Source organism: Mycolicibacterium sarraceniae, from assembly GCF_010731875.1.
GTDB classification, from domain to species: domain Bacteria; phylum Actinomycetota; class Actinomycetes; order Mycobacteriales; family Mycobacteriaceae; genus Mycobacterium; species Mycobacterium sarraceniae.
In genome coordinates this window covers 1,362,715-1,385,115 of record NZ_AP022595.1, presented here as the reverse complement: position 1 = coordinate 1,385,115, position 22,401 = coordinate 1,362,715, and the positions used below count along the sequence as shown (strand labels likewise).

Annotated in this window: 21 protein-coding genes; 13 read left to right on the top strand and 8 right to left on the bottom strand. The window is 66.8% G+C overall.

Annotated features, from left to right (window positions below; all coding sequences use genetic code 11):
• Positions 1 to 32: 32 nt before the first annotated feature.
• Genes nagA through G6N13_RS07135 form a run of 3 tightly spaced genes read right to left on the bottom strand, consistent with a single transcriptional unit; the run spans position 33 to position 2,431 of the window.
• Positions 33 to 1,163 (bottom strand): N-acetylglucosamine-6-phosphate deacetylase, encoded by a 1,131-nt coding sequence (nagA, locus tag G6N13_RS07145; protein ID WP_163695714.1) that lies wholly within the window; start codon positions 1,161 to 1,163, stop codon positions 33 to 35.
• Positions 1,164 to 1,949, bottom strand: coding sequence for a glucosamine-6-phosphate deaminase (gene nagB, locus G6N13_RS07140; protein ID WP_163695712.1), 786 nt, complete (start codon positions 1,947 to 1,949; stop codon positions 1,164 to 1,166). It lies immediately after the preceding gene.
• Between the two features lie 11 nt (positions 1,950 to 1,960).
• Positions 1,961 to 2,431: a PTS sugar transporter subunit IIA gene (locus tag G6N13_RS07135; protein WP_163695709.1), complete on the bottom strand. Its 471-nt coding sequence runs from the start codon at positions 2,429 to 2,431 to the stop codon at positions 1,961 to 1,963.
• Between the two features lie 110 nt (positions 2,432 to 2,541).
• Here G6N13_RS07135 and G6N13_RS07130 point away from each other — a divergent pair, with 110 nt between their 5' ends.
• The 5 genes from G6N13_RS07130 to G6N13_RS07110 all read left to right on the top strand — a co-directional run bounded on the left by G6N13_RS07130 (position 2,542) and on the right by G6N13_RS07110 (position 7,452).
• Entirely contained in the window at positions 2,542 to 4,119 is a 1,578-nt protein-coding gene (locus tag G6N13_RS07130) for a PTS transporter subunit EIIC (RefSeq protein ID WP_163695706.1), read from the top strand.
• Between the two features lie 178 nt (positions 4,120 to 4,297).
• Complete coding sequence (locus G6N13_RS07125; protein WP_163695703.1) at positions 4,298 to 4,771, top strand: DUF732 domain-containing protein; 474 nt, start codon at positions 4,298 to 4,300, stop codon at positions 4,769 to 4,771.
• A 33-nt stretch (positions 4,772 to 4,804) separates the two neighbouring features.
• Positions 4,805 to 5,128, top strand: coding sequence for a hypothetical protein (locus G6N13_RS07120; RefSeq protein WP_163695700.1), 324 nt, complete (start codon positions 4,805 to 4,807; stop codon positions 5,126 to 5,128).
• A gap of 271 nt (positions 5,129 to 5,399) precedes the next feature.
• On the top strand, positions 5,400 to 6,647 hold the full coding sequence (locus tag G6N13_RS07115) for an acyltransferase family protein (RefSeq protein ID WP_163695697.1): 1,248 nt from the start codon (positions 5,400 to 5,402) through the stop codon (positions 6,645 to 6,647).
• Between the two features lie 127 nt (positions 6,648 to 6,774).
• Entirely contained in the window at positions 6,775 to 7,452 is a 678-nt protein-coding gene (locus G6N13_RS07110) for an Rv0518 family GDSL lipase (protein WP_163701824.1), read from the top strand.
• 69 nt (positions 7,453 to 7,521) lie between these two features.
• Here G6N13_RS07110 and G6N13_RS07105 read toward each other — a convergent pair whose 3' ends face one another.
• Both G6N13_RS07105 and G6N13_RS25645 read right to left on the bottom strand, forming a co-directional pair.
• Positions 7,522 to 8,406, bottom strand: a complete 885-nt coding sequence (locus tag G6N13_RS07105) for an aminoglycoside phosphotransferase family protein (RefSeq protein ID WP_163695694.1) — start codon at positions 8,404 to 8,406, stop codon at positions 7,522 to 7,524.
• Positions 8,403 to 8,534, bottom strand: a complete 132-nt coding sequence (locus G6N13_RS25645) for a hypothetical protein (protein WP_268949088.1) — start codon at positions 8,532 to 8,534, stop codon at positions 8,403 to 8,405. The genes G6N13_RS07105 and G6N13_RS25645 overlap by 4 nt, the downstream gene beginning before the upstream one ends.
• Before the next feature lie 80 nt (positions 8,535 to 8,614).
• Here G6N13_RS25645 and hrpA point away from each other — a divergent pair, with 80 nt between their 5' ends.
• Positions 8,615 to 12,535 carry an ATP-dependent RNA helicase HrpA gene (hrpA, locus tag G6N13_RS07100; RefSeq protein WP_163695691.1) on the top strand — a complete coding sequence of 1,307 codons (3,921 nt, stop codon included), beginning with the start codon at positions 8,615 to 8,617 and terminating at the stop codon, positions 12,533 to 12,535.
• A 59-nt stretch (positions 12,536 to 12,594) separates the two neighbouring features.
• Here hrpA and G6N13_RS07095 read toward each other — a convergent pair whose 3' ends face one another.
• Positions 12,595 to 12,945 (bottom strand): hypothetical protein, encoded by a 351-nt coding sequence (locus G6N13_RS07095; protein ID WP_163694278.1) that lies wholly within the window; start codon positions 12,943 to 12,945, stop codon positions 12,595 to 12,597.
• Between the two features lie 80 nt (positions 12,946 to 13,025).
• On the opposite strand from G6N13_RS07095, the gene G6N13_RS07090 reads away from it, so the two are divergent.
• Both G6N13_RS07090 and G6N13_RS07085 read left to right on the top strand, forming a co-directional pair.
• Entirely contained in the window at positions 13,026 to 13,286 is a 261-nt protein-coding gene (locus G6N13_RS07090; RefSeq protein WP_322789308.1) for a hypothetical protein, read from the top strand.
• A 90-nt stretch (positions 13,287 to 13,376) separates the two neighbouring features.
• Positions 13,377 to 14,384, top strand: a complete 1,008-nt coding sequence (locus tag G6N13_RS07085) for a patatin-like phospholipase family protein (protein WP_163695688.1) — start codon at positions 13,377 to 13,379, stop codon at positions 14,382 to 14,384.
• A 311-nt stretch (positions 14,385 to 14,695) separates the two neighbouring features.
• Here the strand turns inward: G6N13_RS07085 and G6N13_RS07080 are convergent, their stop codons facing one another.
• Together G6N13_RS07080 and G6N13_RS07075 are read right to left on the bottom strand one after the other, a co-directional pair.
• Entirely contained in the window at positions 14,696 to 15,910 is a 1,215-nt protein-coding gene (locus G6N13_RS07080) for an acyl-CoA dehydrogenase family protein (protein ID WP_407663880.1), read from the bottom strand.
• Positions 15,873 to 17,069, bottom strand: coding sequence for an acyl-CoA dehydrogenase family protein (locus G6N13_RS07075; protein WP_163695686.1), 1,197 nt, complete (start codon positions 17,067 to 17,069; stop codon positions 15,873 to 15,875). Before G6N13_RS07075 ends, G6N13_RS07080 begins: the two co-directional genes overlap by 38 nt.
• A 196-nt stretch (positions 17,070 to 17,265) precedes the next feature.
• On the opposite strand from G6N13_RS07075, the gene G6N13_RS07070 reads away from it, so the two are divergent.
• From G6N13_RS07070 to eccB, 5 genes are all read left to right on the top strand, one after another.
• Entirely contained in the window at positions 17,266 to 18,162 is an 897-nt protein-coding gene (locus tag G6N13_RS07070; RefSeq protein WP_163695683.1) for a DUF1295 domain-containing protein, read from the top strand.
• Positions 18,159 to 19,301 (top strand): FAD-dependent oxidoreductase, encoded by a 1,143-nt coding sequence (locus tag G6N13_RS07065; RefSeq protein ID WP_163695680.1) that lies wholly within the window; start codon positions 18,159 to 18,161, stop codon positions 19,299 to 19,301. Before G6N13_RS07070 ends, G6N13_RS07065 begins: the two co-directional genes overlap by 4 nt.
• A gap of 65 nt (positions 19,302 to 19,366) precedes the next feature.
• Entirely contained in the window at positions 19,367 to 20,476 is a 1,110-nt protein-coding gene (locus G6N13_RS07060; RefSeq protein WP_163695677.1) for a DUF5631 domain-containing protein, read from the top strand.
• 104 nt (positions 20,477 to 20,580) lie between these two features.
• Positions 20,581 to 20,898 (top strand): DUF2710 family protein, encoded by a 318-nt coding sequence (locus G6N13_RS07055; RefSeq protein ID WP_163695674.1) that lies wholly within the window; start codon positions 20,581 to 20,583, stop codon positions 20,896 to 20,898.
• Positions 20,899 to 20,902: 4 nt separating this feature from the next.
• Positions 20,903 to 22,399, top strand: coding sequence for a type VII secretion protein EccB (gene eccB, locus G6N13_RS07050; RefSeq protein ID WP_163695671.1), 1,497 nt, complete (start codon positions 20,903 to 20,905; stop codon positions 22,397 to 22,399).
• Positions 22,400 to 22,401 lie beyond the last annotated feature (2 nt).

The window sequence follows — 22,401 nt, the reverse complement described above, 5'->3', positions numbered from 1 at the left end:
TCCGACAGAAATTCGCACACCCGTGCGGATCCTCAGCGAGGCACCCATGTACCGTCGTGCAGCACGTCGACCACCGCGAGGTCGGCATCGAGCACGACCAGGTCGGCGCGCGCGCCGACGGCCAGTTCCGGGGATGGAAGTCCCAGCGCGCGAGCCGGATTCATCGAGGATTGCCGCACGGCGACCAGCAGCGCCTCGTCGCGGGGCAGACCGCTATGGGCGACCGCGAACCGGAACACTCGATCCATCGTCGCCGTGCTGCCCGCGATGGTGGCGGTGCCGGCCAGGCTGGCGACGCCGCCGGCGACCTCGACGTCCATCCGTCCGATCCGATAGCGCCCGTCGCCGGCCCCCGTCGCGGCCATCGCGTCCGTGATCAGCGACAGCCGGTCGGGGCCGGCGGCTCTGGTCACGTGCCGGTACAGCGCGGCGTCGATGTGGACGCCGTCGGCGATCAGCTCGACGGTGACCTGCGGGTCTTCCAGCAGCGCGATCACCGGGCCGGGTTCGCGGTGGTGGATCGAGCGCATCGCGTTGAACAGGTGCGTGCCGACCGTTGCGCCCGCGTCGATGGCCGCCCGTGTCTGCTCGTAGGTGGCCTCGGTATGCCCGACCGCGGCCACCGCACCGGCCGCCACGATCCGCTCGATTGCCGCGACGCCGCCGTTGCGCTCCGGTGCCAGGGTGACCATCCGGATGGTTCCGCCACTCGCGCGCAGGACGGTCTCGAGCTCACCGGGATCCGGATCGCGCAACAAGACCGGATCGTGGGCTCCACAGCGCTGGACCGCCAGCCACGGCCCCTCCAGATGGACACCGGCGATCAGTCCGTCGCGCACCTGGCCGGCCAACACCTCGACCTGGTGCAGGAGATCGGCCGGTCCGGCCGACACCAGTGACGCGACCAGGCTCGTGGTGCCGTGCCGGCGATGCAGGTCTGTCGCGGCCACCGTGTCGGCACGGGTTGCGGCCGAGAAATCAGAACCGCCCCCGCCGTGGCTGTGGGTGTCGACGAAGCCCGGCGCCACGGTGTGCAGATCTCGGTCCGCGGGCCGGGGCGGCATCCCTGCACCGAGGGCGCGCACCCTGGTGCCCGAAACCTCGATCCACCCCGGCTGCAACGACTCTCGGCCGGTCAGCAGGGTCTGGGCGGTCAGCAGCACTCAGATGCCCTGCCACTTCGGTTTGGACGAATAAGTCTCCCGGTAGTAGTCGACGAGCTGTAGCCGGCGGGCTGCACCGCTGTCGAGCAGCACGGTCACGTGGCGGTGGTGTTGCAGGATGGTCGCCGGCCACATCGCGCTCACCGGTCCCTCGACGAGCTGGTGCACCGCTTCGGCTTTGGTGCGCCCGGTGGCCACCAGGATCACGTGGCGGGCCGCCATGATGGTGCCCAGCCCCTGGGTCAGACAGTGCGTCGGGACGCGGTCGACGTCACCGTCGAAGAAGCGGGCGTTGTCGATACGCGTTTGGCGCGTCAGCGTTTTAATCCTGGTGCGTGAGGCCAGCGACGAGCCGGGCTCGTTGAAACCGATGTGGCCGTCGGTGCCGATACCCAGAATCTGCAGATCGACACCGCCTGCTAAGGCGATCGCATCCTCGTAACCCGCACATGCCTGCGCAACGTCGGCGGCGAGCCCGTCGGGACCGGCCACCGCGTCCGGGGCGAAGTCGACGCGCGAGACGAATACCGCGTCAATCACGTTGCGGTAGCGCTCGGGATGCTCGGCGGGCAGCCCGACGTACTCGTCTAGGGTGAAGCCGCTGGCCTGACGAAATGTGAGGCGTCCAGCCTCGTAGCGGTCAGCCAGTTCGTCGTAGATCGACAGCGGTGACGAGCCGGTCGCGAGCCCCAGAACCGCCGTTGGTTTGCGGTTCAGCAGCGCCTCGATCGCGTCGGCCGCGATGGCGCCGATCTGTCGGGTGTCCTCACCGATTATTACTTCCATCGACCCCAGCCCTATTTGGTAGCTGTGAAAAGTGCTGAGCCAGAGGCGATTACAGCATTCTCAGCGACCGAGTCGCCAACGACGACGTTACCCGGCTCACGCTCGTCCATGACGACGACGGGAACGACGGGATTCAGGCCTGCGGCCACCACCGCCGGAACGTCGTAGGTGATCACCGTCTGGCCGGCGATCACGGTGTCGCCCTCGGCGACGTGGGCGCAAAAGCCCACACCTTTCAGCGCCACCGTGTCGAGCCCGAGATGGACCAGAACGCCGACGTTCTCACTCGTCATAACGATGTACGCGTGCGGCATCAGCTTGAGGAGCCGCCCGCTGACGGGTGCCACCGCGTCGATCACCTCATGTGGCGGATCGACCGCAGCGCCGTACCCCACCATGGCTTGGGAGAACACAGGATCGGGTACATCTCCGAGAGCGACGGCGCGTCCGGGTACCGGCGCGTGGACGGGTGTGGTGCTCATCGATCCGACAATAGAGACTCGGCGCACGCAGGCGTGGCGAAAACTTCGTCTCACATGGGAAGGTTTGTTTAAGCTTCGGCTGTGCTGCGACAGAGGGAGGTCGTCCCGTCATGAGCGAAACCGCCAAAGATTCAGGGGCACAGCAGAAGTCGGGACTCCGAATACCGGGCTTCGCGCAGCTGCAACGTCTCGGCAAGAGCCTGATGTTGCCGATAGCCGTGCTCCCGGCGGCGGGAATCCTGCTGCGGCTGGGCCAGGACGACCTGCTGGGCCGGATCAAGGTGCCGGTGATCGGGCCGTTCTTCCAGGCTATGAGTGCCGCCGGTGGGGCGTTGTTCGACAATCTGCCGCTGCTGTTCGCCATCGGTGTCGCGATCGGCTTCGCCCGCAAGGCCGACGGTTCGACCGCGCTGGCGGCCGCGGTCGGATACCTGGTGATGCAGGCGGTGTTCAAGACGATGTCGCCGTTCGTGCTCGCCGGTCAGCTCAACAAAGCCGGCGAACAGGCGCAGATCGACTACAAGGTGTTCGGCGGGATTGTCGTCGGCCTGCTCACGGCATGGCTGTTCGACCGTTACCACACGATCGCGCTGCCGTCCTATCTCGGCTTCTTCGGGGGTCGGCGCTTCGTACCGATCGTGGTGTCGGTGGCGGTATTGTTCCTGGCTTTCGCACTGAGTTATTTCTACCCGGTCTTCGATGCGGGCCTGACCGGGCTCGGCAAGTTCATCACCGGTGCGGGGGCACTCGGTGCGTTCGTCTACGGATTCGCCAACCGCATGCTGATACCGCTTGGCCTGCACCACATTCCGAACTCCTACATCTGGTTCCTCTACGGCGACTATCAAACGCCGGGCGGCAAGCTGGTCACCGGTGACATCCCGCGCTTCACCGCGGGCGACCCGACCGGCGGCGCGTACACGGCCGGTTTCTACCCGATCCTCATGTTCGGCCTGCCCGCCGCGGCGCTGGCGATGATCCACGTCGCGAACAAGAAGCAGCGCAAGGTCGCGGTCGGCATCCTGGCCGCCGCCGCGCTGACTGCGTTCCTCACCGGTGTGACCGAACCGCTGGAGTTCGCCTTCATGTTCGTGGCGTTTCCGCTCTACGTCGTGCATGCCGTGCTGACCGGACTGTCGCTGGCCATCGCCTACCTGCTCGATATCCATCTCGGGTTCTCGTTCTCGGCGGGGCTGATCGATTTGGTGCTCTACGGCAATGCGCCCGCGGCGAAGAACGTCCCGCTGTTGATCGTGATGGGCCTGGTGTACTTCGCGGTGTACTACCTGCTGTTCCGATTCGTGATCACGAAGTGGAACATGCGGACCCCGGGGCGCGAGCCCGAAGCCGAGTTCGACGCCGAGGAGCGGGCCAACCTCGGCGACGGCGGAGAATCGGCCACCGCGGTCGAGGTGGGAGGCTCCGTCGGCGGAGGCACCGCTGCCCCGGCCGCCGTTGACAGCAAGGCCGAACAACTCATCGCCGCGTTCGGTGGCCGGGAGAACCTGCGCAACGTCGACGCCTGCATCACCCGCCTGCGGATGGAGGTGGTTGACACCGCCAAAGTCGACCAGAACCGCCTTCGCCTCCTGGGCGCCGCCGGGGTGATCGACATCGGTAACAGCGTCCAGGCCGTGTTCGGCACCCAGGCCGAGGTGCTCAAGAACGAGATCCTCGAGGCGCTTTAGCGCCAAACAGAAAATCGGCGAGTTTCGCACCTGCGCGGTGCAGATCGCGCCGAGGAAACGCATAGGCTTCGAAGCTTTATAGATCCGTGTTCCTACTGTGACCCAAGTGGCTCATTGTTACCGAAGTGACATTTGTGGCTCTTGCTCCTGAGCCTCACCAGCCAGCGCAAGGAACCCCATGACTGTTCGAGCATCAGGCGCCCAAGTACTTGCCGTTACCGCCGGGGTGCTCGTCGCCGCCACGATCTGGCCGGCGTCGGCGCACGCCGACCCCGCCGATGCCAGCGGTGTTCTGAGCGCGGTCGGTATCGGAAATGGCGGGCCGATCACGCAATTGATCGAGCAGATCGGACAACAGATCTGCCCGTTGATCGTCAAGCCGGGCGGTGACCTGGTGTCCAACGCCACCACGGCCAGCGGCCATGGTGGTCTTGCCTCCCAGGTGACCGGGTTCGTCGCTGAGCAGGCCATCAAGTCGCAGTGCCCCACGGCCATGACCCAACTGGCCAATGGCAACTTCGGACCGATCATGCAGCTGATGAGCACCGCCAACCAGGCGTCGGGCACGCTCAACGCGCTGAGCGGCACGGCGACGCCTGCGCTGCCGTCGATTCCCTCGGTGCCCTCGCTGACGTTGCCGCAGACTGGCTAACGTGTGTGGCCCCGCCGCCGATAACGTGGTTAGGTGGCGGGGACTCACTACGGCGGAAAGCGCGTGATCGTGAAACGTCGACGGATCTTCATCGCGGCATCTGCGGCAGCGTTGGTGTCGGGCTCGGTGGCTTGTGCGGCCCCCGCGGCCGCAGACTGCCCCAGTGGAACGGTCCCCAGCCGATTCCCCGGAGTGTGTGTCGCTGGCCAGTCGGGCGGTCGGCAGATCCCCCAGGCGATCGGCCCGTCGGATGTGACGACGAACTTGCAGCCCAACCAGATCCCCGCGATGAACGGGATCCCGTGCAACCTGTGGCACTCGGTCACCTGCTGGGCGCTGGCCCAGAACGGCGGCTAGGACCCCGTTGGACCACGAAGCCGGTCGATACCCTCGGCGATTGCGACGCGCCATTTCGTGATGATGGCGAGCAAGGCCACGATCACCCTCCGGCAAACGGTCCCCAGATCGGGGCGGACAGGAGTCCGACAGCGTCGCTAGTCCGGGCCGGCGGGCATCGCGCTGATACGCTGCCAACGGTCACCGGCGCGGAAATCCCGGTCTGACGGGGTCCGGCCCGCCTGACGAGATGGCGTCGCGGTGACGTGGACAAGCAGGCACAGAATCGGAAATGGGAAACGTGCGAACCGGAGAAATCAGAGCTCTGACCGGTCTTCGCATCGTCGCCGCCATGTGGGTGGTGCTCTTTCATTTCCGCCCCCTGATCTGGGAAGCCTCCCCGCGCCTCAAGGACGACCTCGCGCCACTGTTCGACGCGGGAGCCCAGGGTGTGGACCTGTTCTTCATCCTGAGCGGCTTCGTCCTGGCGTGGAACTACCTCGACCGGATGGGATCCCAGTGGTCCGGCCGGGCCACCCTGCATTTCCTGTGGCTGCGGCTGTCCCGGGTCTGGCCGGTGTACCTGGTGACCATGCACATCGCGGCCGCGTGGATCATCTTCACGCTGCACGTCGGCACGGTGCCGTCCCCGGACGTCGAGAAGCTCGACGCCATCAGCTATGCGCGCCAGCTCTTCATGGTGCAGCTCTGGTACGAACCGTTCTTCGACGGCACCAGCTGGGACGGGCCGGCCTGGTCGATCAGCGCGGAATGGCTGGCCTACCTGTTGTTCGGCGGGATCATTCTGGTGGTCTTCCGAATGTCGCGGGTGACCCGGGCACGCACGCTGATGTTGCTCGCCTTCGCCGCTGCGCTGCCGCCGACGGTGCTGCTCTTGGCCAGTGGCCACCTCTACACGCCGTGGAGCTGGCTGCCGCGCATCGTGGCCCAGTTCCTGGCCGGTGTGCTGGCGTGCGCTGCGGTGCGCCGCCTCCACCTCGGCAAACGCGCGCAGTACGCCGCCGGCTTCGCCGCGACACTGCTGACCGCCGCGATCGTCGGCATCCTCTACTACTACGACGCTAACCCGGTCGCCGGCATGGTCGACCCCGGCGGGGTGGTCGCTCTGCTCTTTATGCCGCTGGTGGTCACCCTGTCGATCGGTATCGGCAGCCTGCCGGCCCTGCTCTCGACCCGCCTCCTGGTCTATGGCGGCCAGATTTCGTTCAGCCTGTATATGGTCCACGAGATAGTGCACACCTCGTGGAATTGGGCCGTCCAGGAGTACCAGATCGACCTCCCCGCATCGGTGCAGAAGCTCGTCGTCGTGTCTCTGATCGCCGCCGCGGTTGCTTGTGCGATGCTGCTGTTCCACGCGGTTGAGGAACCGGCACGGCGCTGGATGCGCAGGATGGTCGATTTCCGTGACGTGCAGCACGATGTGCACACCGGCCCACCGGCGGCGGAAAGCAACCGGCTGGCCTCCATCGACCAGGCCCGCGACGCCCGTCCGCCGCGGTCGTCGGCCCGCGCCGGATAGCTTGCCGGACCCAGCCTTGGTGTGCGCCAACGCCTTCCGTCCCTGTAGTCTGCCTGGGGTCGGGCGCGAATCCAGTGAGGTGTCATTGACGGGCATGCAGCGACCTGTGCGTGTCTCCACAGCGGGTATGTCGGCCGTCGTGGTGTTGGCCGCGATCTTCGGCTATTCCCAACCATCGGTGGGCTACGCATTGGCCAACCGTGGCTCGCAGTTCAGCCGGATAGCGGTGATCGGCGACTCCTACACAACCGGTACCGACGAGGGCGGGCAGGGGCCGCAATCGTGGACCTCGCGGGCCTGGCTGCTGCTGGCCAGCCAGGGGGCCAGGATCGACGCCGATGTCGCCGCCGAAGGCGGTGCCGGCTACGGAATCCGCGGCAACCAGGGGAGTTTGTTCGAGGATCTCACCACCCGAGCCGTCGACCGTGACGACGTCCTGGTGGTGTTCTTCGGATCCCGCAATGACCAGCCCGTCGACATGCAGCAGTACCCCGGACTCGTCCACGACACCTTCGGAATCGCCCGCCGGGCGGCGCCCCAGGCCAAGTTCCTGGTGATCGGACCGCCCTGGCCGACAGCCGACCCGCCGGGCGAGGTACTGGCCCTTCGGGACTCACTGCGCGCCCAGGCCGAAGCCGCGGGCGCGGTGTTCGTCGATCCGCTCGCCGAGCGATGGTTTGTCGGACGCCCGGACCTGATCGGACCGGACGGCGTCCATCCCACCGATGCGGGCCACGCCTATATGGCCGAGAAGATCGCCCCGCTGATCCGCAGTCAGCTCGCGATCCCGCTCTCAGCTAGCTGAGCTAGCGTATGTGCGGCTCGAGCAGCGCAGTCCACCCCTTGACCAGCTGATTCCCCGCCGCGATAGTGGTTAATCCTGAACAGCTTTGGCGACCGCGATACAGGTGGTGAGCCAGTTGCGCTCGGCTTCTTGAACCGCCCACATCGCGTTGAACACCATGCGGATCACCACCCAGGCCCGCGCCCGGTCCTCATCGAAGTCGGCGGCGTCGACGAGTGTGTAGAAACGCCGGCGAATGCCGTCTCGGACGTCGCCCGCCAGTTCGTCGAAGCGGTTCCACAACATCGGCGCGATCTCGTAGTGCGGGTCGCCGTTGACAGGTTTAGGGTCGATGACCAGCCAGGGTTGGCGGCGGGCCGCAAGCACGTTCTCGTAGTGCAGATCGCAATGGATCACGCGTGCCTCGGCAGCGGGATCTGCCGTCAGGTCGGCACACTGGCTCAGCGCCTGTTCGACCAACCGGCGCGGGATCGGTGCGCTGCGCGGTAACTCGGCCAGCTGGGCGGTCCAGCGGTCGAGGTAGTAGGTCAGCGGTCGTAACTGCGGCATGGCGCGCACGTGTAGCTGCCGGTACAGCCCGGCGACGATCCGGCAGGCCTCGAGGTCGGGGACTGCGGTCAGGTCCGTGTCGCCGAGCCGTTCCAGCACGAGTGCCCGGCGGTGCGGATCGGCGCTCAGCAGCCGCACCGTACCGTCGCCACCCCAACGCCGCAGTGCCAGGTGCTCGTGCTCGGATTCGTCGTTGGGGAAGGCGACCTTGAGCATGGCCGCGGCGCCGTCGGGTGTCCACACGGGCAGCACCAGTGAGCAGTAGCCATGGGTGGCGGGGCCGTCGGGCCGGAGCCGCCACTGCGCGATGACGTCACGGGTCAGCCTGGGCAGGGCATCAATCCACGTCGCCCACTGTGGCCCGCGGCCGGCCATCGCCCGCACCCCGGCGGGCAGGACGGTCACGTGTCGGGTTCGTCGGGATGCTCGCTGGGCGGTGGCGGCTTGTTCAGCCAATCCTTGAGCCGAACGAGCTGGCTGGCCACGATACCGAGCCCCACCAGCAGCACACCGACGACGATCCAAATGGTCATCACGGTCGAGCCTACGCACCGTGTGGCCGCCAGATGGCTGTGCCGCGCTGTGTGGCGACTGGGCGGCTTCGCCGCCTAGGGTGGCGCGAGTGTCCGATTCCTCCGCCGAACAGGTGCGCGCGCTGCGCGCCCGCCTCGACGGACTAACCCTGCGCGACGCCACCGCGCTGGGCCGGCGGCTCAAATCTCTACGCGGGGACGTCTCGGCCGAGACGCTGCGGCAGATCTCGAAGCAATTCACCGCCGCCGAGGCGCTGATCGCCACCCGCACCGCCGCCGTCCCGACAATCACCTACCCGGACCTTCCGGTCAGCGACCGGCGCGCCGAGATCGCCACTGCCATCACCGAAAACCAGGTCGTCGTCATCGCCGGCGAAACCGGCTCGGGTAAGACCACCCAGCTGCCCAAGATCTGCCTGGAGCTGGGCCGCGGAGTGCGCGGGACCATCGGCCACACCCAGCCCCGTCGGCTGGCGGCACGCACGGTGGCCCAGCGCATCGCCGACGAACTCGGCAGCCCGTTGGGCGACACGATCGGCTACACGGTGCGCTTCACCGACCAGGCGAGTGATCGCACCTTGGTGAAGCTGATGACCGACGGCATCCTGCTCGCCGAGATCCGGCGTGACCGGCGGCTGCTGCGCTACGACACACTGATCCTCGACGAGGCGCACGAGCGCAGCCTCAACATCGACTTCCTGCTCGGCTACCTGCGCGAGTTGTTGCCGCGGCGGCCGGATCTCAAGGTGATCGTCACCTCGGCGACCATCGAGCCACAGCGGTTCGCCGAGCACTTCTTCGGGGCGCCGATCGTCGAAGTGTCCGGGCGTACCTACCCGGTCGAGATCAGGTATCGCCCGCTGGAAGTTCCTGTGGTGTGCGAAGATTCGGATGATCCCGACGACCCTGACCACGAGATCGTGCGCACCGAGATTCGCGACCAGACCGAGGCGATCGTCGACGCGGTGCGCGAATTGGAGTCCGAACCGCCCGGTGACGTTCTGGTCTTCCTATCGGGAGAGCGGGAAATCCGGGACACGGCCGAGGCGCTACGTGATCTGAAGAACACCGAGGTGCTCCCGCTGTACGCGCGGCTGCCCACCGCCGAGCAGCAGAAGGTATTCCAGCCGTCGCGCGCGTTGCGGCGAATTGTGTTGGCCACCAACGTGGCCGAGACGTCGCTGACCGTGCCGGGGGTGCGGTATGTGGTTGACCCGGGTGCGGCCCGGATCTCGAGGTACAGCCGGCGCACCAAGGTGCAGCGGCTGCCGATCGAACCCATCTCACAGGCGTCGGCCGCGCAGCGGGCCGGTCGCTCGGGGCGCACCGCACCCGGGGTCTGCATCCGGCTGTACTCCGAAGAGGATTTCGCCGCACGCCCGCGGTACACCGACCCCGAGATCCTGCGCACCAACCTGGCCGCGGTGATCCTGCAGATGGCCGCACTGCAGCTCGGGGAGATCGAACGCTTCCCTTTTCTCGACCCGCCTGAGCAGCGCAGCATCCGCGACGGCGTTGCGCTGCTGCAGGAGTTGGGTGCCTTCGATTCCGCTGGCGCGATCACCGATATCGGCCGCCGGCTGGCGCAATTGCCGGTCGATCCCCGCCTGGCCCGGATGATCCTTCAGGCCGACACCGAGGGCTGCGTGCGTGAGGTTCTGGTGCTCGCTGCGGCGCTGTCGATCCCCGACCCCAGGGAACGTCCCGTCGACCGAGAAGAGGCAGCCCGGCAGAAACACGCCCGGTTCGCCGACGAACATTCGGATTTCGTGTCCTTCCTCAACCTGTGGCGATACCTCGGCGAAGAACGAAAGGCGCGATCCGGCAGCGCCTTCCGGCGGATGTGCCGCGAGGAGTTCCTGCACTATCTGCGTATCCGGGAATGGCAGGACCTGACCGGCCAGCTGCGCAGTATCGCCCGTGATATCGGAATCCGGGAATCCGTCGACCCCGAACCAGCCGATCCGGCACGGGTGCACGCCGCTGTCGTCGCCGGGCTTCTGTCGCATATTGGCCTGCGCGAGGGGGATTCGCGCGACTACACGGGTGCGCGCAATTCCAGGTTTGTGCTTGCCCCGGGATCGGTGCTGACCAAGCGGCCGCCGCGCTGGATTGTGGTGGCCGACCTGGTGGAGACCAGCCGGCTCTACGGGCGCATCGCCGCGCGCGTAGAACCCGAGGTACTCGAACGGGTGGCCGGGCATCTCGTGCAGCGCACCTACAGTGAACCGCACTGGGATGCCAAGCGCGGCGCGGTGATGGCCTTCGAGCGGGTGACTCTGTACGGCCTTGCGCTGGTGCCGCGGCGGCGGGTGGGATACGCCACCGTCGACCCGGCGGTGTCCCGGGAATTGTTCGTCCGTCACGCGCTGGTGCAGGGGGAGTGGCAGACCCGACATCACTTCTTCGCCGACAACGCACGGCTGCGCGCTGAGCTCGCCGAACTCGAGGAGCGGGCCCGGCGCCGCGATCTGCTGGTCGGCGACGACGAGATCTATGCCTTCTACGACAACAGGATTCCGCAGCACGTGGTCTCAGCGCGGCACTTCGACGGCTGGTGGAAGAAACAACGTCACCAGACCCCGGAGTTGTTGACCTTCACCCGAGACGACCTGCTGCGCGTCGATGACGATGCGGCCGAGCGGCCGGACAACTGGCAGGCCGGCGACCTGTCGTTGCCGCTGACCTACCGGTTTGAGCCCGGTGCGTCCGATGACGGGGTGACTGTGCACATCCCGGTCGGGGTGCTGGCCCGCCTCGGCGGCGACGAGTTCGGCTGGCAAGTGCCGGCGTTGCGCGAGGAATTGGTGACCGCGCTGATCAGGTCACTGCCGAAGGACTTGCGCCGCAACTTCGTTCCGGCACCGGACACCGCGCGGGCGGTGCTCGCCGAGATCAACGCAGGCCACGAACCACTGCTGGAAGCGCTGCAGCGTGAATTACACCGGCGCACCGGAGTTCTGGTACCAATCAGCGCATTCGATCTGGACAAGCTGCCCGCGCATCTACGGGTGACCTTCGCCGTCGAAGCGGTCGACGGCACCGAGGTGGCCCGCGGCAAGGACCTCGAGGTGCTACAGCGCCAGCTTGCCGGCTCGGCCCGCCAGGCAGTGGCCGACGCGGTGGCCAGCGACCTGGAAAGGACTGGGCTCCGCACCTGGCCCGACGACTTGGACCGGTTGCCGGACAACGTCGAACGCACCGTAGGGGGGCATCGTGTGCGGGGCTATCCGGCCCTGGTCGATTCCGGAGGCGCCGTGGATGTGCGGGTGTTCGCCACCGCGGCCGAACGGGACGCGGCGATGAAGGCGGGCACCCGTCGCCTGTTGCGGTTGGCGGTGTCCTCGCCGGTGAAATCGCTTGAGAAGGCTCTGGATCCACGCACGCGCCTGGTCTTGGGAGCCAACCCGGACGGGTCGCTGGCCGCGCTTCTCGAAGACTGCGCCGATGCGGCCGTCGATGTCCTGGCAGCCCAGCCGGTCTGGACCAGAACAGATTTCGCGGCACTTCGTGACCGAGTTGCGGCGGCCCTGCCCGCGACCACGCGGGATATCGTGGCCCGGGTGCAGAAGGTACTGGCCGCTCTGCAGGATGTGGAACTCGCGCTTCCTGACAAGCCGGTACCGGCGCAAGCGGATGCGGTGGCTGACGTCCGCGCGCAGCTGGACAACCTGGTGGACAGCCACTTCGTCACCACTACCGGTGCCGGCCGACTGGCCGACCTGACCCGATATCTGATGGCGATCAACCGCCGCCTCGACCGGCTGGCGCAAGCCCCGCAGGCCGACCAGGACCGGATGCAGCGCGTCCAGGCCATCGAGGACGCCTATGCCGAGTTGCTGCAGGCGCTGTCGCCCACCCGCGCCGCTGCCGCCGATGTACGCGATATCGCCTGGCAGATCGAGGAATTCCGGGTCAGCCTGTGGGCTCAGCAGCTGGGCACCCCCAGGCCGGTCAGTGAACAACGCATCTATCGCGCGATCGACGCCGTCCTGGCTTGAGCGCAAAAGCAAGAGGGGCACCCGAATCGGGTGCCCCTCTGCTGGAATCCGCTTGGGGGTTAGCGGCTTGCATGCACAGTTGTGTCAACGTGCGGCGCGGTCGCCGACGGACCGATGTTGTTGACCCAGTCGTTGTGACCGAGGTCGGCCTGCGCGGGCGCGGCAAGGCCGAGAACAGCCGCGGTCATGGCGCCGGCGATGGCGGTGGTGATTGCGTACTTCTTCATGTCTATTCCCTTTTCCTCAACGGCCGGAGTGGATTTCCGCGCCGCTGACAGTCCCAACGCCATCCCGGGGCGCAGTAATTCCGCTGGCAGCAGATGATCGCCGGTTGGCAGGAATTGACCCTTGTCCACCGATTGAGGGACACCGGATTCCACCCGGCTATCCACCGGCTGCCGGACAGACATCGGCGCCGGAATGCGAAACCGTGTACTCACTGGCGAAACGCGAAGGCCGACAAAGACAAGTCGAAGACGACGAAGAGGATATGACCGACATGACCACCATGACCTGGATGAAGCGACTGGCCGCCGGTAGCGCATTGGCCGCGGGCTCCGCACTGTTCGCCTTTGGTTGCGCCACCGACGCCCTCGCCGAGAGCGGCTCGTTCAACAGTGGCCCGAGCGTGAGCCAGCCTGGCCAGCACCAGGCGTTCCCTGGCCAGCGCCAGGCGTTCCCCGGCCAGCACAACTTGCCGGTGCCGGGCTCGACCGCGCACCACCATCACCAGTGGCACCACGCCGGGTAGCCGCGCACAGAGACCCCCAACCTCGGGCGGAGAAGCGTCACGCTTGTCCGCCTGACGGTTTTTTCCAGGTCCGGCTCCTAGCATGGGGCGATGCCTATCCCCGCGACGAAGCCCCTCGACCTGGTCCTTGCTGGTGGCGGGGTGAAGGGCATCGGCCTGGCCGGTGCCGTCGTCAGGCTGATGGAGGCCGGCTACCGGGCCTACCGGGTCGCCGGCTCGTCAGCGGGCTCGATTGTCGGGGCGATCGTGGCCGCGGCCGCCAAGAACGACCGATTGACCCCGGCGGACGTCCGCGACCTGGCGCTGAGCATCGACTATCGCAAGTTCCTCGACCCAGGCCCGATCGAGCGGGTCCCGCTACTGGGGGCGTCCTGGGCGATCCTGCAGGGCTCGGGTATCTACCAGGGTGATTACGCACACGATTTCATCGCCGGCCAGCTGCGCGATCTCGGCGTCACTACCTTCGGTGATCTCCGGCTCGATGACGACGAACTGCCCGAGGAGCAGCGCTACCGACTCGTCGTGACGGCCGCGGACGTCACCACCGGCCAGCTGGTCCGGCTGCCCTGGGATTATCGCCGGCTCTATGGGTTGGACCCCGACGAGCAGCCCGTCGCCGACGCGGTGCGCGCCTCCATGTCGATTCCGTTTTTCTTCCGGCCGGTCAAGCTCACCAGTGCGACGGGCCGCGAGTCGACCCTCGTCGACGGCGGGCTGCTGTCGAACTATCCGATCGATTCGCTCGACCGGCCCGACGGCGAGAAGCCGCGCTGGCCGACGTTCGGGGTGACGCTGCTGCCCGACTTGCCTGCGAACAACGACAAGGTGATCCCCGCGTTGGCCCCGCTGCGGCACTTCGGTGGCCCCAGTCTGCTCGAGGACGTCATCACCACGATCCTGGTCGGGCGTGACCAGGCCTACCTGAACCTGCCGTGGGTGAGTTGCCGCACTATCCGGGTGGATTCGGCGAAGGTCGGCGTCCTGGATTTCCACCTCAATCAACGGGAGATCGACGCGTTGTACGACGAGGGCTACAGGGCTGCTACGTCGTTCCTGTCGACCTTCAACGAGCGGGAATGCCTCGAACGGTTCCGCTGATCGGTGGACAGGGGATTCACCCCGGCTATGGCCCACTCACCCGACAGACAGCGGCACCGTCATGCGCGATTGTTAGATCACCGTCGGCAAACCGGCGAAAGCACGGACACAACGAGCACGAGCATGACCATCACGACAACCACGAGCGCGTCGACCACCACATGGTTCAAGCGCATCGCCGCGTCCGGCGTTCCCACACCAGAACAACCGGCTGTCCCCGGCTCCTGGATCCATCATCACCATCAGCGGAATCGCCATCGCAGCTGACGAGCCGGGCGACCACGGAAACCGAACGTTTCGTCGTGCGTAGGTCAAACGGGCAAGCCGTCGGCCACCCGTGCGCCGCCCTCGGCGCTGGCATCGTCCAGGACGAAATCGGCGACCCGGGACCGGTGTTGTTCGGCGGTGCCCAGTAGTGCGGCATCGGTGGCAGAGCGCTTGAAATACAAGTGCGCCTGGTGTTCCCAGGTGAAGCCGATACCGCCGTGCACCTGAATGGTGTCCGCAGCGATGTGGCTCAGTGCCGCCGATGCCGTGGCCTGAGCGATGCTGACGGCCAGAGCCGGGTCGTCGGAGCCGTCGGACAGCGCCCACACCGCGTGATACGCGGTGGAGCGGGCGTGCTCGAGGTCGACGAGCATATCGGCCAGCTTGTGCTTGATCGCCTGGAATGAGCCGATCTGTCGCCCGAACTGCAACCGCGACTTGGCGTACTCGACGGACAGATCCAGCAGATGCTGTGCGGCACCGACCTGTTCGACAGCCAGCAGTGCCGAGCCGACTTGCAATGCGTGGGTGATCACCCGTTCGGCTTCCTCGGGCCCGGCCAGCCGCCGGGCGGGGGAGTCAACGAAGGTGATCGTGGCTTGCGGGCGGGTCAGATCAAGGGTCATCAGTGGCGTGCGCTGGGTGTCCTTGGCGTCCACCGCGTAGAGACCGAGACCATCGGAACCCGTTGCTGCGAACAGGATTTCATCAGCCGCGGCACCATCGACCACTCGCTGGACCGTTCCGGAAACCGTGTTGTTATCTGCTGTCACGGTGACCGAAGACGGCTCGAACGCACCGGCCTTGTCGGCGACGGCGAACGCCGCGGTACGGGTGCCCTCCACCAGCTGGGCCAGCAGCTCGTCACGCGCCGCGCTGTCGGGACTGGCGACCAGAGCGGGAATGGCCAGGTAGACGGTGCCGAACAGAGGGCCGCATGCCAGGGTGGTGCCGAATTGCTCCACCGCGACGGCCTGATCGACGAGCGAGCCGCCGACACCGCCGTCGGCCTCGGGCACGGACAGCCCGAGCACACCAAGCTCGGCACCGAGCCGGTTCCATACCTTGGTGTCGAACGGCGTTGGCGATTCCATCAATCGGCGCACGGTGGCTTCGTCGAAGTTATCGGCACAGAACTTGCGCACGGCTGCACGCAGATCCTGTTGCTCCTCGGTGAAGCTGAATTCACCAGCGCTTCTCAGGGTCTGATCCGCAAGCTTCTCATCCACGCGGGATCTCCTTCCACGGCATGCCGGCATCGGCACGCAGGTCACCGGGCAGGCCCAGCACTCGCTCGCCGAGGATGTTGCGCATCACTTCGGTGGTGCCACCCTCGATGGTGTTCGCGCGGCTCCGCAGGTAGCGCTGCTGGATCGGGCCGCGCCAGTCGCCTGCGTCACCGGCGCCATCGGCCAGTGCGTAGCTGTCGTACAGAATCCCCTCGGGCCCTAGCAGATCCATGCACCATTCATAGATGTGCTGGTTGAGTAAGGCACCGACCAGCTTGCCGACCGAGGCCTCCGGGCCTGGGCCGCCCGAGGTCGCCGATGCGCGGGAGCGCTCCGAGGTGAGCCGCTGGGCCTCCGAGCGTAACCATAACTGCGCCAGGCGATCCCGGAGCACAGGCGTGTGCAGGTCGGGTCGCGAAGCCCACAGCGCCACCGCATCCTTGATAGTGCCGCTGCCGCGGCGGCTGCCGCTGGCGCCCAGGGCGCTGCGCTCGTTCATAAGGGTCGTCATCGCGACGCCCCAACCGTTGCCGACCGCGCCGAGGCGGTGGGTGTCGGGGATGCGAGCGTCGGTGATGTAGACCTCGTTGAACTCGGCCTGCCCGGTCATCTGGCGCAGCGGGCGGGTCTCCACACCAGGGGCGTGCATATCGAGGACGAAGTAGGTCAGGCCCTTGTGCTTGGCGATATCAGGGTCGGTGCGCGCCAGCAGCAGACCCCAACGAGCCCGGTGCGCCAGGCTGGTCCACACCTTCTGGCCGTTGACCACCCACTCGTCGCCGTCGGGCACCGCCGTGGTGGCGAGCCCGGCCAGATCGGAACCGGCCCCGGGCTCGGAGAACAGCTGGCACCAGATGTCCTCGGTGGTGGCCAGCGGCCGCAACAACGCCTTCTTCAGGTCATCAGACTGGGCGTGCTCACGCACGGTAGGGGCGGCCATGCCGTAACCCATCGGGTTGAGGCCCAGCGGCACCGGACCCCCGGCGCCCTGCAGAATGCGGTCGGCGACGGCCTGCACACCACGTGAGAGGCCGAGGCCGCCGAAGCCCTCGGGAAAGTGCACCCACGACAGGCCGGCGTCATAGCAGGCGCCCAGGAATTCTGGAATCGGGACTTTCTTCGGGTCGTGGTCAGCCACGACCCGCCGGGCCAGGTCTTCGACCCGCTCGGCATCAGCGACGGTGCTCATTCCGACACGATTAGGAACCGCGTCTTGTCAGTTGTTGGCAGGTGTCAAGTTTTGGCCGAAGGGTGGAATCGAGTCTGCGGTGAGAGCGTCTACCTGGCCCCTCGGACACGCTCCGAGCACAGAGTGGACACCGTCCCGGCGGCAGCCGGGCTCGGCAACTAGAACGTGTTACAGTTCGGCCGCGGTAGGAGGTTGTATGACAGTCACGCCGAACCGGACAGGTTCTTTCTATCTGGTCACCGTCGCCTACGTCGTCGCGGTCGCGGCCGGTGCGGCCTGGCTGCTCTGGGGTCCGTCGGCGACCGGCCGGCTGTGGCTAGACGCATTCATCGCAGATGTCATCGCCACCCTGGTGGTGTTCGTCTTCTCGCGCGCCTACCGCAACTCCAGTTTCTACGACGCCTTCTGGAGCGTGATCCCGCCACTGCTGCTGATCTACTGGTGGGCCGCCGGCCCGTTGGGCTTGGATTCGCTGCGCAGCTGGCTGCTCTTGATCGTCGTGATGTACTGGGCGGTGCGCCTGACGGGCAACTGGGCCTACAGCTTCCCCGGTCTGCATCACGAAGACTGGCGCTACCCGCTCCTGCGCGCGAGCGCCGGCAGGTGGGAGTTCCTCGCCGACCTGTTCGGCATCCATCTGGTCCCCACCGTGCAGGTCTTCCTCGGGATGCTGCCGGTCTACGTCGCGGTCACCACGCCCGGGCCGGGCCTGGTCTGGCTGAGTTGGGTCGCGTTCGCCACGGGTATCGGGGCGGTGACCCTCGAGCTGGTCGCCGACACCCAGATGCACCGCTTCGTGCGCGATAAGAAGCCCGGCGCGGTCATGGATCGCGGCGTCTGGTCGTGGTCGCGGCATCCGAATTACTTCGGCGAGATCAGCTTCTGGTTCGCACTCGCATTGTTCGGGGTGGCCGCGGCCCCGTCTTCGGCCTGGTGGCTGTTCGTCGGGGTGCTCGCGATGCTGGCGATGTTCTTAGGTGCGAGTATCCCCATGATGGAGAAGCGCAGCCTGGAACGACGTCCGCAGTATCAGGCCGTCATCGACCGAGTCCCGATGCTCGTACCCCGCCCACCCCGAAAGGCCACGGTATGAGTGCAGGCGTGAGCCCACGCAAACCCCGCATCGTCATCGCCGGATTCGGTGACAGCGGATTGCTCACCGCGATCAAGCTGGGCCGCCACGCCGATATCGTCGGCATCTCGGCCAAACCCGCGCTGCTCAGCGGTCAGGAGCTGGGGGTGCGGCTGGCCCGCCCGAAGGACTGGGCCCGCGACAACTGGGTCTCGTTCGACAAATACCGAGCACTGGATGGGGTGCGTACCGTGCAGGCCACCCTCACCGGCCTGGATCTGGCGAACCGCACCGTCCTCGGCACCGCACCGGACGGGTCGCCGGTCGCTGAAACCTACGACGTATTGGTCGTATCGACCGGCGTGCGCAATGGGTTCTGGCGCCAGCCCCACCTGCAGACTCCCGAGGAGATCGCCGCCGATCTGACCGCCACCCACGACCGGCTGGGCGCGGCGGGCTCGGTGATCATCATCGGCGGTGGCGCGGCGGCGGTAAGTGCTGCGGCCAACATTGCCACCGCCTGGCCCGGTAAAAAGGTCGACCTCTATTTCCCCGCGGACCGCGCGCTGACCGAACATCACCCGCGAGTATGGGAAAAGTTGCAGGGCAAGCTGATTGGGCTTGGTGTCGTTCTGCATCCCGGGCATCGTGCGGTGTTGCCCGACGGATTCGACGGCGACGCGATCACCGATGCGCCGGTGCAATGGAGCACTGGGCAGCCGGCTGCGCAGGCCGACGCGGTGCTATGGGCGATCGGACGAGTCACGCCCAACACCGAGTGGCTGCCACCGGAACTGCTTGATGAGCAGGGCTTCGTGAAAGTCACTCCCGAGTTGCAACTGTGCGGCCACCACCACATGTTCGCGATCGGCGACGTCGCGGCCACCGACCCGCTGCGGGCATCGGCACGGGCCCGGGCCGATTCGCTGCTGGCGCACAACATCCGCGCCACCCTGGAGGGCGGCCCGCTCAAGAAGTACCGAGCGCCGAGGCGGCGGTGGGGATCGATCGTCGGGATCCAGGCCGACGGGCTGGAAGTGTTCGCTCCCAATGGCTCGGCCTACCGATTCCCGGCCTGGTCGATCGACCGGCTGCTGATGCCCTGGATCGTGCGCCGCGGCATCTACAAGGGTGTGCGAAAGAACCAGCCGCTGAGCTGAATGGGCTGGTGCCAGCGGTTCCTGCCCGAACTGACAGCATCGGGATCGACGGTAGGCTCGCTGGGGTGGCGATCTTCGGTCGGAACACGGCGCGTCAGCGCCTGAAGAGGGCAACGCAGCGGGCCCTCTCGGTGCCGATGTTCGACGCGCCCCCCGACTGCACGCCATGGGTCATCGGTGGGCTGTGGCCTCCGGAGCTTGAGACGGTCACACCGGCGACCGAGACCGTCGCCGAACACCTCAAGAACGATGTGCAGCGAATCGCGAGTTCGGCCAACGAGCGGTTGCGGGCGTTGCGGTACGCCGATCTTCCCGATTCAGCCCGCCGCGCCGAGGAAGTCCGGATCATCGACGTCGCCAGGTCCTATGCGGTGCAACGTGTGGAGTCGACTATTCGTCAACTACGTTCTGCTGCAGATGATTTCGATACCGATCCACGGATTCCCGTAGTCACACCGCCGCCCGTCGAATCGCATGTGGTGCCCGACGAGGCCGAACCGGTCGTCGCTGAACCGGTCGCGATCCAGCCCGAGCCCGAGCCTGGCGATCACCACCTCGCGCGGCTGTTGGAATTCGTCGCCCGCCAGGAACCCGGCCTGCGATGGGCTGTCGGGGAGCGCGAGGACGGGACGACCCTGCTGGTGACCGACCTCGCGGACGGCTGGATCCCGCCGGGTGTGGCGCTGCCCGCTGGCGTCGAGCTGCTTGCGCCGGCCAGACGGCGCGGCCGGATCGGCGAGCTCCTCGGTGACGTCATGCGGTCGGCGGACTACCACCCGGGGGATTTGTTCGCCCCGGGCCGAGGCGAGCCGCGGACGGAGTCCACGACGGCCCGGGAGCTGCCCCGTGTGGACGATCTGGGGTGGAAGCTCATCGAGGCCACCCATTGGCGCGACGGCCTGCCGAGGCTGGTGCACACGTTGGCCAAGGCGGGCGCCGCACACACCGGAGTGCTCGATGCGGAAGTGGACGTCCTGCGGGTGCATTCCGATACCGCCCGTTATCAGCTGATGGCCCAGTACCCAGACGTCGACTCGGCGTTGCTGAGCAACTGCTTGTTGCTGGCCGCGACCGAGGCGATCGCCGTCGGAGACGAGCGTTCCGCGAACTACCACTTCGCCTGGTTCGAGGCGCTCAACGCGCCCACATCCACTCAGTGGGGCGCGGCACCGTAACTCAACCTATGGTCCGAGGTTGCTGAAGCGATTGCCGTCCTCGGCGGTCACACTGACCGCACTGGTGAATTGACGCAGGTAGTGGGGCTCGACATACTGGCTGAGTGGCGGGATCCGGCAATGATCGCGAGCTTAGCGACAGGGATCTCGTCGATGCGGTCTTACGGGAGCTGAGCGAGGCCGCTGAGCGCTGGGAGGCGCTCGTCGCACAGGCCGAGACCATCACCTACAGCGTCGACCTGGGGGATATACACGCCGTGGCAAACTCCGACGGCAAACTGATCGAACTCACGTTGCACCCAGCGGTCGTGAACGATTACAGCCATGGCGAGCTGAGTGACCGGCTGAACCTGGCGTTCGCGGCATTGCGCGAGGAAGCCGAGACCGACAATCATGCCCGCTACGGCGGCGGGTTGAGGTGATCCGGTGCCGCTGAATCTGTCCAACCGCGACCAGAACTCCGGCCACCTTTTCTACAACCGGCGCTTGAGGGCGGCCATCACCCGCTTCTCCGTGCGAATGAAACACGACGACCGCAAGCAGCAGGCCGCGGTCGCGTTGTCGATCGTGTTCGTGTTGATCGGCTGTGGCTGGATGGCCTTGCTGCACTTCATGAAACCCGCTGGGCTGGTGGGCCAGTCGAACATTATCGGTAACCGCGACACGGGCGCGCTCTACGCGAAGATAGGCGGCCGACTGTACCCGGCACTCAATCTGACGTCGGCGCGGCTGGCGACCGGTAGCGCGTCGGCCCCGACGTGGGTCAACGCCGCCGAGATCGCCAAGTACCCGACCGGGCCGATGATCGGAATCCCCGGTGTACCCGACGATCTAACGGTCTCCGCGAACCCCGTCTCGGCGTGGTCGGTGTGCGACACCGCTGCGGCCCGGGGCAGCGGGCAGCTGCCGGTGGTGACTGCCATCGCCGGTCAGCTCTCGACCGGCGGCCGTGCCCAGCCGTTGCGGCCGACCCAGGCTGTCCTGGCCACCCACGGCACCGGTACCTACCTGATCTGGAATGGCCAACGAACCCAGATCGACCCAGCTGACCGTTCGGTCACCTTCAACCTCGGGCTCGACCCGGGCGGCACCCGGCCTATCGGCATCTCCAACGCGCTGTTCGACGCCATGTCGGCGACCGAACCCCTTGTGGTGCCGGTCATTCCGGACGCCGGCACGCCGTCGAGTCTGCTCGCAGGTTCGGTGGTGGGAAGCGTTCTGGAGACGAAGGATTCCAACGGGGTGGTCAGCGGCTTCTACGCCCTGCTGCCCAACGGCGTCCAGAAGATCACCGGCTTCGTGGCCGATTTGCTGCGCACCGCGAACAGCCAGGGTTCGACGACCCCGCAACTGATTTCACCCGACAAGCTGGTCGATATTCCCCAGGTGACGGTGCTCAATGTCGACTTCTACCCAACCGGCAAGCTGGATTTCGTTGACACCGATGCCAATCCGGTGACATGTGTGGGGTGGCAGAAGCAGACGACGGACCGTCAGGCCGCGGTGACGTTCCTTACCGGGCGTGGCCTGCCGACGCCGGAGAGCATGGACACGCACATCGTGCGGTTGGTGCGCGATAGTCGCGATCCGGACTCCGTGGAGGCCAACCAGACCCTGATGCTGCCGGGCGCGGCGAACTTCGTCGCCTCCACCAGCGGCGCCGTCACATCGGACACTCGCGAGTCCCTCTATTGGGTGTCGCCGCAAGGGGTCCGGTACGGCGTCGAATGGGATCAGAGCACACTGCAAGCTCTCGGCGTGGACCCGCGCCGGGCTGTCCAGGCACCTTGGCCCATCTTGCGGACATTCGCCGCCGGCCCGGCCATCAACCGCGCCTCCGCGCTCTTGGCGCGCGACAGAATCGATCCGGGCGGGGCGGTGGCCCCGGTGTCGGCACCCGGCCCACAGAACACGGGAGGGTAGCG

Coding starts and splice junctions, on each gene's coding strand:
- nagB (WP_163695712.1), bottom strand. CDS start 1,949: ATGGAAGTAATAATCGGTGAGGACACCCGACAGATCGGCGCCATCGCG.
- G6N13_RS07135 (WP_163695709.1), bottom strand. CDS start 2,431: ATGAGCACCACACCCGTCCACGCGCCGGTACCCGGACGCGCCGTCGCT.
- G6N13_RS07130 (WP_163695706.1), top strand. CDS start 2,542: ATGAGCGAAACCGCCAAAGATTCAGGGGCACAGCAGAAGTCGGGACTC.
- G6N13_RS07125 (WP_163695703.1), top strand. CDS start 4,298: ATGACTGTTCGAGCATCAGGCGCCCAAGTACTTGCCGTTACCGCCGGG.
- G6N13_RS07115 (WP_163695697.1), top strand. CDS start 5,400: ATGGGAAACGTGCGAACCGGAGAAATCAGAGCTCTGACCGGTCTTCGC.
- G6N13_RS07110 (WP_163701824.1), top strand. CDS start 6,775: ATGTCGGCCGTCGTGGTGTTGGCCGCGATCTTCGGCTATTCCCAACCA.
- G6N13_RS25645 (WP_268949088.1), bottom strand. CDS start 8,534: ATGACCATTTGGATCGTCGTCGGTGTGCTGCTGGTGGGGCTCGGTATC.
- G6N13_RS07095 (WP_163694278.1), bottom strand. CDS start 12,945: ATGTCTGTCCGGCAGCCGGTGGATAGCCGGGTGGAATCCGGTGTCCCT.
- G6N13_RS07090 (WP_322789308.1), top strand. CDS start 13,026: ATGACCGACATGACCACCATGACCTGGATGAAGCGACTGGCCGCCGGT.
- G6N13_RS07085 (WP_163695688.1), top strand. CDS start 13,377: ATGCCTATCCCCGCGACGAAGCCCCTCGACCTGGTCCTTGCTGGTGGC.
- G6N13_RS07080 (WP_407663880.1), bottom strand. CDS start 15,910: ATGCCGGCATGCCGTGGAAGGAGATCCCGCGTGGATGAGAAGCTTGCG.
- G6N13_RS07075 (WP_163695686.1), bottom strand. CDS start 17,069: ATGAGCACCGTCGCTGATGCCGAGCGGGTCGAAGACCTGGCCCGGCGG.
- G6N13_RS07070 (WP_163695683.1), top strand. CDS start 17,266: ATGACAGTCACGCCGAACCGGACAGGTTCTTTCTATCTGGTCACCGTC.
- G6N13_RS07065 (WP_163695680.1), top strand. CDS start 18,159: ATGAGTGCAGGCGTGAGCCCACGCAAACCCCGCATCGTCATCGCCGGA.